Below are 10,299 nucleotides of genomic sequence, written 5' to 3'. Positions count from 1 at the left end.
CCAAAAGCAAGCAAACCATTGGGGTCGCTGAGTGCTTTATAGGGTGAGGGAAAGTTGAACGTTTCATCGAGTTCAGTTAAATAAATAGCCATAAGAAGTCGTTACCAACATTAGAGTCAGAGGAGTTTATGATGACCTGGTCAAGAAATATTGTGAAAGTATGGCTTTGGATCATACTGTTTTTCCCACTTGCCGCCAACGCAGCATATGAAAGAAATGTTGCCAAGCCGGTAAATGAAGTGGTGTATGGGAAGATTGACTCTGTCCGTTATATTACTCAGCAAGAGGTCGTTCAATCGAAAAATAATGGTTGGAAAACGCTACTTGGTGCCACAATAGGCGGTTTAGTCGGCAATCAATTTGGTGGTGGTACTGGACGAGAAGTTGCGACGGCAGTTGGTGCACTTGCAGGTGCAGCGGTTGCACAAAATCAAAGTAATTACCAATACACGGTTAAATATAAGTTAGTTGAGCTACTCATCAAAGTGAAGGGCGACAAGCTGATTAATGTTATCCAAGATGTTGATAAAAATATGCTATTTAGTCGAGGGGATGAAGTTCGTATCTTATATTTTGATTATGGAGTCAGGGTTGATATCGCTTATTAATCCTACGTTATTTTAACCTAAGGTAGCCTAACCAGGCATGCACAGTCGGGCTGGTTTATCGTCAAATAAAGTCGAAATAGCTTGCTGTTTCGTCGCGCCTCTTTCGCTCTTATTTACATCGCTGGCAATGCCTTTAATTCTGCATCTTTAGGCTACTTGAGTATATTCATAAATTAGCGCCGATTTGCTCTGGTTTTGTCGTGTTTTTTTGGGTAGTCTGAATTCACGAAGAATTGTTTAGCCCTCATAAAAAATCGTATGTTGAGGGCACAAAGGATTATCAACTTTTAATGGAAAGCCTAACGTTACAACCTATCAATAGAATTCAAGGGGAAGTGAACCTTCCTGGCTCTAAAAGCGTTTCTAATCGAGCTCTTTTACTTGCTGCTCTTGCTAAAGGCAGAACTCGCCTTACTAACCTCCTCGACAGTGATGATATCCGTCATATGCTGAATGCGCTGACTAAACTCGGCGTTCAATACCAACTTTCCGAAGATAAAACAGAATGTCTCGTTGAAGGCCTTGGGCGTCCGTTTTCTATCTCAGAACCGGTAGAGTTATTTCTCGGTAATGCTGGCACTGCGATGCGACCATTAGCTGCGGCTCTTTGTCTTGGAGAAGGGGAGTATGTACTGACGGGCGAACCTCGTATGAAAGAGCGTCCAATTGGTCACCTTGTCACGGCACTGAAAGATGCTGGTGCGAACGTTGAGTACATGGAAAACGAGAACTTTCCGCCTCTCAAAATAGTCGGTACTGGCCTAAAAGCAGGTACAGTTTCTATCGATGGATCCATTTCAAGTCAGTTCTTGACCGCTTTCTTAATGTCTGCGCCATTGGCTGAAGGTGAAATTCGCATCAACATCGAAGGCGAGTTGGTTTCTAAGCCTTATATCGATATCACCCTGCATATCATGAAGCAGTTTGGGGTCGATGTGATCAACAACGACTATCAAGAGTTTGTGATTCCTGCCGGTCAGCAATACATCGCTCCAGGTGATTTCTTGGTTGAAGGTGACGCGTCTTCTGCTTCTTACTTCTTGGCGGCGGCAGCCATCAAAGGCGGAGAAGTTAAAGTGACGGGTATCGGTAAAAACAGCATTCAAGGTGATATTCAATTTGCTGATGCGCTTGAAAAAATGGGTGCAGAAATTGAATGGGGTGATGACTACGTAATTTCACGTGTTGGTCAATTGAAAGGCATCGATATGGATTACAACCATATCCCTGATGCTGCAATGACCATCGCGACAACAGCGCTATTTGCCGAAGGCACTACTGCTATTCGTAACGTTTATAACTGGCGTGTAAAAGAAACAGACCGTTTGTCAGCTATGGCGACGGAATTACGTAAAGTTGGTGCGGAAGTGGAAGAAGGGGAAGACTACATCATCGTCAAACCTGTCTCTCAGTTAAAGCATGCTGCAATTGATACTTACGATGATCATCGAATGGCGATGTGTTTTTCGCTGGTGGCACTTAGTGATACGCCTGTGACGATTAACGATCCAAAGTGTACGTCGAAAACGTTCCCTGACTACTTCGACAAACTTAAGGCTTTAAGCTGCTAAATATCCTGACCTGAAACAGGAAAGCCAGAGTGAATAACACTCTGGCTTTTTTTGTTTTCCGCTACCTATTTAACCAGCGTAAATTCCTTGGAAAGGTGATGCGCTAAGTATTTGAACATATTGAATACTGCAGTCGTATTTGAAGTTGGTAAACCTTTGTCATCAAGGAAGTATTCACCTTTAAAAACTAAAACACCTTCTTTTTCTTCTACGCTTGTTGCTCGCATTCCCTCGATGTAATCATCGTGCTCTTGGATGATTTGGTTAGCGATCAAAAGAAGGTCGAACTCTTCGATAAACGTTCTATCAGACATACTTTTTCTACCATTCATTTCAGTTGAGAACGCTGAGTATACCTACAACTAAAATGGGTTTGCATGATTAATTCAGTCAATCGTTCACTTAGCCTAAACAGATCAATTTTTAGAGTGTAAGTATGATTAGTTGGAGGAGTATGACAGAGCCACTGAACGAAACTATTTTGTGATGCGTAACAAAATTTATTGCATTGGATTAGCGGATGCTAAGTTTGCCTGTTTAGATATGCCGCTCAATACCTTTCAGAACCCTGTCTCTTTGAAGTATAAAGACGATGAATTGTCAACCAATCGGATCTGAATTTCAAAAAAGCAGTTGATCTTCTTTTCATCTCGCACAATAGTAAAAAAAGAAGCAATGAAATAGAACATTATGCGGGTGGCCTTTAAACAAGGTTTCTACCCGCATTATTATGAAGGACGTTAGAGTCAGTTATGGGTAAATCACTCGTTATAGTGGAGTCACCAGCCAAGGCAAAGACGATAAATAAGTACCTTGGTAAAGACTTTATTGTTAAGTCTAGTGTTGGTCATGTGCGTGATCTGCCTACGGCCGGTCAAAGCACTGGTGAGAAAAAAGCCGCAGCCATCTCAACAAAAGGGATGAGTCCGGAAGAGAAAGCGCGCGTTAAAAAAGAGAAAGACCGCAAAGCGTTGATCAAAAAAATGGGGATTAACCCATATCATGACTGGGAAGCGAATTACCAAATCCTTCCAGGCAAAGAAAAAGTTGTCAACGAACTACAAAAACTCGCCAAAGACGCAGATTGCGTTTATCTCGCAACCGACTTGGACCGCGAAGGGGAAGCAATCGCATGGCACCTTCGTGAGATCATCGGTGGCGATGAAGAGCGATACAAACGTGTAGTTTTTAACGAAATTACGAAAAACGCGATCCAACAAGCTTTCCAAACACCTGGAGAGCTGAACATGGATGGTGTTAATGCCCAACAAGCGCGTCGCTTCATGGACCGTGTCGTTGGTTTTATGGTTTCACCTTTACTTTGGAAGAAAGTGGCTCGTGGTTTATCTGCTGGTCGCGTGCAGTCTGTTGCGGTGAAACTATTAGTTGAGCGTGAGCGTGAGATTAACGCGTTTGTACCAGAAGAATTCTGGGACATTCATGCGAATACGAAAACGAAAGACAAAGCTGACTTTAAACTGCTTGTTGCTCAGAAAGATGGTTCTGCGTTTAAGCCAGTTAATGAGGCAGAAACCAAAGCAGCGATGTCTGTGCTTGAGAATGCAAGTTACGAAGTATGTAAGCGTGAAGATCGCCCTACAAAGAGCAAGCCTTCAGCACCTTACATCACCTCTACGCTTCAGCAGGCAGCGAGTACACGTCTTGGCTACGGCGTGAAAAAGACCATGATGCTAGCTCAGCGCCTCTATGAGGCCGGTTACATCACTTATATGCGTACGGACTCGACTAACCTAAGTGCCGAGGCTGTGGACGCTGTACGTGACTTTATTGGTTCTGAATTTGGTGATAAGTACTTACCAGCGAAACCGCTGACGTATGGCAGTAAAGAAGGGGCACAGGAAGCGCACGAAGCGATCCGTCCCTCAAATGTGGGTGTTAAAGCGGAAGACCTGCAAGGTGTCGATGCTGATGCGCACAAACTTTACGCTTTGATTTGGAATCAGTTTGTCGCGTGTCAAATGACGCCAGCAGAATACGATTCAACAACCATCAGCGTAAAAGCAGCAGAATACACGCTTAAAGCGAAAGGCCGTATCCTTAAATTTGACGGCTGGACTCGTGTACAACGTCCAATGGGCAAAAACGAGGATACAATCCTTCCTGCGGTACAACTTGGCGATAAGCTAAGCTTAGAGTCACTTGACCCTAAACAGCACTTTACAAAGCCACCTGCGCGCTACACTGAAGCAGCACTGGTTAAAGAGCTGGAGAAACGAGGCATTGGTCGTCCGTCGACTTACGCATCGATCATTTCTACGATTCAAGATCGTGGTTACGTGAAAGTTGATCAGCGCCGTTTCTACGCTGAAAAAATGGGTGAAATTGTTACTGACCGCCTTGATGACAGCTTTAACGATTTGATGAACTACGACTTTACTGCGCGTATGGAACAGAAATTGGACCAAATCGCTGAAGGTGAAGTGAACTGGAAAGCTGTGTTAGACAACTTCTTTGCTGATTTTACTGGCGATCTTGAAAAAGCGGAGCTGGATGAGTCAGAAGGCGGTATGAAGTTAAACCACATCGTCATGACGGATATCGAGTGTCCGACGTGTAGCCGTCCAATGGGTATCCGTACTGCTTCGACAGGTGTGTTCTTAGGCTGTTCTGGTTACGCGTTACCACCAAAAGAGCGTTGTAAGACAACCATCAACTTGGGTGACGAAGAAGGTATTATTAACGTTCTAGAAGAAGACGTTGAAACGGCCGCGCTTCGTGCTAAAAAGCGTTGTCCGATCTGTGAAACGGCGATGGATGCATACCTGATTGATGACAAGCGTAAGATGCATGTTTGTGGTAATAACCCGAATTGTGAAGGCTACCTTGTTGAATACGGTGAGTTCAAAGTCAAAGGCTATGATGGTCCAGTTGTTGAATGTGACAAATGTGGCTCAGATATGGTGCTTAAGAACGGTCGCTTTGGTAAATACATGGACTGTACGAGTGAAACGTGTAAGAACACTCGTAAGATTCTGAAGAATGGCGAAGTCGCGCCACCGAAAGAAGATCCTGTTCATTTCCCCGAGTTACCATGTGAAAACTCAGATGCGTATTTCGTACTTCGTGATGGTGCTTCAGGTCTATTTATGGCGGCAAGCAACTTCCCTAAATCGCGCGAGACACGTGCTCCTTTGGTTGCTGAACTGGCACGTTTTGAAGAGCGTTTACCTGAGAAGTTCAAATACCTAGCGACCGCACCGCAAGAAGATCCTGATGGTCGTCCTGCAGTTGTACGCTTTAGTCGCAAAACAAAAGAGAACTACGTTCGTTCGGAAGAGAACGGCAAACCATCTGGTTGGACAGCGCTCTTTGTTGAAGGTAAGTGGGAAGTCACAGATAAGCGTAAAAAAGCGAAAGCATAAAAATGCACCATTAAGGTAATGTAAAAAGGCAGCGATATCGCTGCCTTTTTTGCGTAGGGGCCGACAGTTTTCTCCTGCGCATTCTTCCTTTAATCGACCTTTCCTCACTTTAACAAGCACCATTGTCGCTAGAAAACACCAGAGTCACGATTTATTAGTAGCGAACGTATTTTTTATGTAAAAAACATTCGTCGTAACTTTCATTTTGCGTTCATATATTTGTTATATATTAAGCTCAAAAAGTCGGTCGTGTAGTGAATCCGTTCGTAAATTGTTTTCATAATGTAATCGTTTGCTTTTGCATGTGTGATCTAGATATCGTCTTGAGTAAGCAAGAACTGTATGGAACACAGAATGGCGTATTAAAAATTGTAATTTAGAACCTGCTTAGATAATTTATTACAAAAATTAGTGCAACTGTGTGCATTTTGCGTCGAAAAATAAGAAAAGAGTGGACGTTGCATACTGGAAGTGCCGTAGCTTTTTTATCGTGTTGTAAGAGTTCAAAGAAACTCCTGATACGGTTACTAAATGTATTCGCTTGACTCCCCGAGTATGACTCATTCAAGCGAGTACCAAATCCAAGCTATAACGATATGGAGAACAACAAATGGCTGGTGTTTTGGGAATGATTCTTGCTGGCGGTGAAGGCTCTCGTTTGAGACCTTTAACAGAATCTCGTAGTAAACCTTCGGTACCGTTTGGTGGTAGCTATCGATTGATCGATTTTGCTCTAAACAATTTTGTAAATGCGGATTTAATGCGCATTTACGTCCTCACCCAATTTAAATCTCAATCTTTGTTCCATCATTTAAAAAAGGGCTGGAACATTAATGGCATCACTGACCGCTTTATCGATCCTATTCCTGCTCAAATGCGCACTGGTAAGCGTTGGTACGAAGGAACGGCGGACGCGATCTATCAAAACCTCCGTTTTATGGAACTAGAGGAGCCGGATCAAGTTTGTATTTTTGGTTCTGACCATATCTATAAGATGGATATTAAACAAATGCTGAACTTCCACTCAGAGAAACAGGCTTCTCTCACGGTATCTGCATTGCGTATGCCACTAAAAGAGGCGTCGCAATTTGGGGTTATCGAAGTGGACAGTGAAGGTCGCATGATAGGCTTTGAAGAGAAACCAGCAAACCCGAAGTCGATTCCTGGCGATCCTGATTACGCTTTAGTTTCAATGGGTAACTACGTTTTTGAAGCTCAGGTGTTATTCTCTGAGTTGGTTGAAGATGCGGATAATGAAGCTTCGTCACATGATTTTGGGAAGGACATTATTCCTAAGATGTTCCCTCGAGGTGACGTGTTCGTGTATGACTTCAGTACTAACAAAATCAGCGGTGAAAGAGAAGAGGTGTACTGGCGTGATGTGGGAACCATTGATGCGTACTGGGAGGCGCACATGGATCTGCTAGAAAAAGACGCACCGTTTTCACTATATAACCGTAAATGGCCGCTGCATACTTATTATCCTCCACTGCCGCCAGCGACATTTACAGACTCTGATAATGGCCGTGTTCAGATCATCGACAGTTTGGTATGTAATGGCAGTTACGTCAGAGGCTCAAGAATAGAAAAGTCGGTGCTTGGGTTCCGCAGTAATATTGCATCTGCTTGCGATATCAGCGAATGTATCCTTCTTGGTGACGTGAAAATTGGCGAAGGCTGTGTTTTACGTCGTGTGATTGTCGATAAGGATGCCGATATTGCTCCTGGTACTCAGATTGGTGTGAATCTTCAAGAAGATAAAAAACACTTCCATGTGTCTGAGGAGGGCATTGTTGTTATTCCGAAAGGAGCTCGAGTTGGCTACTAACAACTTATCTATTCTGTTTGTAGCTTCTGAGGTTGAAGGCCTCATTAAAAGTGGTGGCTTGGCAGATGTTGCCAAGGCACTACCGGAAGCCCTTCAAAACCTACAGCAAGACGTAAGAATTACCATCCCTGCGTACAGCAGTATTGATAAACTCGCAGACGCAGAAGTTGTATTAGAAACAGAATTAACATCATGGCCGCATTCGGAGTATCGAGTTTTGCGGCTCATGTTAGGTCAAAATCCTGTTTACCTGATTGATTGTCAGCCGTATTTCAATCGACCATCGATGTATGCGGAGAACAACCAAGCGTATACCGATAACGGTGAGCGCTTTGCGTTTTTTAGTGCGGCATGTTTAGACATGTTGCCGAAGCTTGCTTTTCAGCCGGATATCATACACGCGAACGATTGGCACACTGGTCTTGTTCCATTTTTGCTCAAGCACAGGTATAGCAATGATCCGTTTTTTGCTCATACTAAAAGCGTCATTTCAATTCACAATGCGGTCTTTAAAGGCGTATTTAGTTATGAAGACGTGCAGTGCTTGCCAGAGTTTCATTGTCGAAACGTTCCCGATGCTGCGGTGAGTGCAACGCATATTACTATGCTCAAAGCTGGTGTAATGAATGCCGATAAGATAAACGCGGTCAGCCCTACGTACGCAGAGGAACTCAAAACAGAGCTTGGCAGTCATGGAATGGCTTGGGAGTTTCAGCAACGCGCGCAGGACTTAGTTGGTATTTTGAACGGTTGTGATTACAGTGCTTGGAACCCGGAAACGGATACTTACTTGCCAGTTAATTACTGCGCTGACCAACAAAGTATGACGCAAGGCAAGAAAGCGTGTAAACAAGCATTACAACTGCGGCTAAATTTGCCTGAAAAAGATGTAGCCATGTTCGGTATGGTTTGTCGGTTGACCCAGCAAAAAGGTGTGCATTACTTGTTGCCTGCTTTGGCCGATTTTTTGAAGCACGATGTTCAACTAGTTGTCGTTGGGACCGGAGACCCTGTACTAGCCGCTCAGCTAGAAGAGGTTGCTGCACAGTTTTCTAGTAAATTTGTCTTCGTAGAAGCTTATGATAATGAACTTGCGCATATCGTTGAAGCGGGTTCTGATTTCTTTCTGATGCCTTCTGAGTTTGAGCCGTGTGGTTTGAATCAAATCTATAGTATGGCTTACGGTACATTGCCGATAGTACGTGGTGTCGGTGGTCTAAAAGACAGCGTCAACGATTATGATGTGAACCCTTCTGAAGCGACGGGGTTTGTTTTTTTCGAACCGACACCGCAGGCATTGTTGTTAACGATGCTAAGGGCACTGTTGCTCTATGCTCAAAACGAACCTGAAGTGAATAAAGTACAGTTGCATGCGATGCAACAAGATTTTTGTTGGCAAAAGGCCGCAGAAGCTTATTTGCAACTTTACAATTCGGCGTTAAATTGACTTAAAATTGTAACGAAAGGCACCGAATGAGGTGCCTTTATTATCTTGAGTAAGGGGAGTGTGGTAGGATGGCTTTTTACTCAATAGCACGACCTTTTTGATACTTGAATATGACCCAGCCGCTACTTTTTCATAAAACCTATTTGCACCCTACTAGTCATGAGTGGGTTGTATTTGTGCATGGTGCTGGCGGTAGCTCTTCTATCTGGTTCAAGCAAATCAAAGCTTACAAGCAACACTTTAACTTATTGCTGATCGATTTAAGAGGTCATGGAAAGTCAAATCAGTTACTTAAAGAGCTCATTGCCAGCCGTTATACCTTTACGGAAGTTACCCAAGATATTTTGAAAGTATTGGATCATTTAAAGATCCAATCCGCTCATTTTGTCGGTATGTCACTTGGTACCATTATTGTTCGAAACCTTGCTGAATTATCAGCAGAGCGCGTGCGTTCAATGGTACTCGGTGGCGCTGTCACAAGGCTCAATACTCGTTCTCAAATATTGGTTAAATTAGGTAATTTTTGTAAGCATATCCTGCCGTACATGTGGCTCTACAAACTTTTTGCGTACATTGTTATGCCACAGAGAAGCCAGCGAGAGTCTCGCCATCTTTTTATTCGTGAGGCCAAGAAGCTTTGCCAAAAAGAATTTAAACGTTGGTTTATTCTTGCTGCTGATGTAAATCCTTTAATGAAGTATTTTAAAGATCGAGAGTTACCCATTCCCACACTCTATTTAATGGGCGACAGAGATTACATGTTTATTAAGCCTGTTAAAGAAATGGTTGCGGCGCATAAGCTTAGTGTTTTACGAGAGATCCCCAACTGTGGTCATGTTTGTAATGTTGAGCGCCCTGAAGATTTCAATCAACATTCCATCGAATTTATTAAGCAGCAAACGGTTTCTGCTTAGCGCTGAATAAATCGATTGAGTAGGAGTAGGGGAGTTATTAAGGCTCCCCTATTTGATGTCCACATTGCCAACAAGCACCAAACTGCCCCTCGTTTACCTCATGGCACTTCGGGCACTGCCAATCTTGATACTCATTTCCATCGGATTGTTTGCGGTAGGCTTGTACTATTCCTTCTGCTTTTACTTGTTGTTTGGCGTCAAAAAGCCAGACATAAGGATCGGTATCATCACTAAACGGCAGCTCTCCTTTTAAACCGAAAATACCTTCTCCGCGGACTTCACAGTAGACTTGCTCGGTTTTCAATAATTCGCACACGATATGCGCTTCTGCTGGGTTTTTAGCAATGAATATTTTCATTAAACACGTCCACTTACTAATTATGAGTTTTGCTGACTCGGTGTTGGCCTTACTTTATTCATAACCCATTTAGTGATGATAGGAAACAGCCCCAGTAACGCAAAAGAGGCCAATACCGCAGGTGAAATAATGCCTGACAGGCTTTCAATTGTTGCTAACTGAGTACCGGCGTTTAAGTAAACTGCAGTGC

8 protein-coding genes and 2 pseudogenes are annotated in these 10,299 nt (G+C 43.4%); 6 read left to right on the top strand and 4 right to left on the bottom strand.

Annotated features, from left to right (window positions below):
* Positions 1-92, bottom strand: a pseudogene (locus CAG69_RS22380) (leucyl/phenylalanyl-tRNA--protein transferase); the annotation flags it as partial.
* 39 nt (positions 93-131) lie between these two features.
* On the opposite strand from CAG69_RS22380, the gene CAG69_RS01175 reads away from it, so the two are divergent.
* Both CAG69_RS01175 and aroA read left to right on the top strand, forming a co-directional pair.
* Positions 132-608 carry a glycine zipper 2TM domain-containing protein gene (locus CAG69_RS01175; RefSeq protein WP_161442309.1) on the top strand — a complete coding sequence of 159 codons (477 nt, stop codon included), beginning with the start codon at positions 132-134 and terminating at the stop codon, positions 606-608.
* A 290-nt stretch (positions 609-898) separates the two neighbouring features.
* Positions 899-2,179, top strand: a complete 1,281-nt coding sequence (gene aroA / locus CAG69_RS01170; RefSeq protein ID WP_161442307.1) for a 3-phosphoshikimate 1-carboxyvinyltransferase — start codon at positions 899-901, stop codon at positions 2,177-2,179.
* A gap of 65 nt (positions 2,180-2,244) precedes the next feature.
* Here aroA and CAG69_RS01165 read toward each other — a convergent pair whose 3' ends face one another.
* Positions 2,245-2,493, bottom strand: a complete 249-nt coding sequence (locus CAG69_RS01165) for a YciN family protein (RefSeq protein WP_005387884.1) — start codon at positions 2,491-2,493, stop codon at positions 2,245-2,247.
* Positions 2,494-2,931: 438 nt separating this feature from the next.
* Here CAG69_RS01165 and topA point away from each other — a divergent pair, with 438 nt between their 5' ends.
* The 4 genes from topA to CAG69_RS01145 all read left to right on the top strand — a co-directional run bounded on the left by topA (position 2,932) and on the right by CAG69_RS01145 (position 9,751).
* Positions 2,932-5,562 (top strand): type I DNA topoisomerase, encoded by a 2,631-nt coding sequence (gene topA / locus CAG69_RS01160; protein WP_005390711.1) that lies wholly within the window; start codon positions 2,932-2,934, stop codon positions 5,560-5,562.
* Positions 5,563-6,172: 610 nt separating this feature from the next.
* Positions 6,173-7,390, top strand: a complete 1,218-nt coding sequence (glgC, locus tag CAG69_RS01155) for a glucose-1-phosphate adenylyltransferase (RefSeq protein WP_048626184.1) — start codon at positions 6,173-6,175, stop codon at positions 7,388-7,390.
* Entirely contained in the window at positions 7,380-8,837 is a 1,458-nt protein-coding gene (gene glgA, locus CAG69_RS01150) for a glycogen synthase GlgA (RefSeq protein ID WP_161442305.1), read from the top strand. The genes glgC and glgA overlap by 11 nt, the downstream gene beginning before the upstream one ends.
* A 110-nt stretch (positions 8,838-8,947) precedes the next feature.
* Positions 8,948-9,751, top strand: coding sequence for an alpha/beta fold hydrolase (locus tag CAG69_RS01145; RefSeq protein WP_006742124.1), 804 nt, complete (start codon positions 8,948-8,950; stop codon positions 9,749-9,751).
* Positions 9,752-9,788: 37 nt separating this feature from the next.
* On the opposite strand, the gene CAG69_RS01140 is transcribed toward CAG69_RS01145, so the two are convergent.
* Together CAG69_RS01140 and CAG69_RS01135 are read right to left on the bottom strand one after the other, a co-directional pair.
* On the bottom strand, positions 9,789-10,109 hold the full coding sequence (locus CAG69_RS01140) for a hypothetical protein (protein ID WP_005390719.1): 321 nt from the start codon (positions 10,107-10,109) through the stop codon (positions 9,789-9,791).
* A gap of 20 nt (positions 10,110-10,129) precedes the next feature.
* Positions 10,130-10,299, bottom strand: a pseudogene (locus tag CAG69_RS01135) (TVP38/TMEM64 family protein); the annotation flags it as partial.

Origin of the sequence: Vibrio sp. V43_P6S15P86, assembly GCF_009904725.1 — a bacterium.
Taxonomy (GTDB): Bacteria; Pseudomonadota; Gammaproteobacteria; order Enterobacterales; family Vibrionaceae; genus Vibrio; species Vibrio diabolicus.
The sequence above is the reverse complement of the archived record's forward strand: the minus strand, read 5'-3'. Positions and strand labels throughout refer to the sequence as shown.

Coding starts and splice junctions, on each gene's coding strand:
- CAG69_RS01165 (WP_005387884.1), bottom strand. CDS start 2,493: ATGTCTGATAGAACGTTTATCGAAGAGTTCGACCTTCTTTTGATCGCT.
- CAG69_RS01145 (WP_006742124.1), top strand. CDS start 8,948: ATGACCCAGCCGCTACTTTTTCATAAAACCTATTTGCACCCTACTAGT.
- CAG69_RS01175 (WP_161442309.1), top strand. CDS start 132: ATGACCTGGTCAAGAAATATTGTGAAAGTATGGCTTTGGATCATACTG.
- aroA (WP_161442307.1), top strand. CDS start 899: ATGGAAAGCCTAACGTTACAACCTATCAATAGAATTCAAGGGGAAGTG.
- topA (WP_005390711.1), top strand. CDS start 2,932: ATGGGTAAATCACTCGTTATAGTGGAGTCACCAGCCAAGGCAAAGACG.
- CAG69_RS01140 (WP_005390719.1), bottom strand. CDS start 10,109: ATGAAAATATTCATTGCTAAAAACCCAGCAGAAGCGCATATCGTGTGC.
- glgC (WP_048626184.1), top strand. CDS start 6,173: ATGGCTGGTGTTTTGGGAATGATTCTTGCTGGCGGTGAAGGCTCTCGT.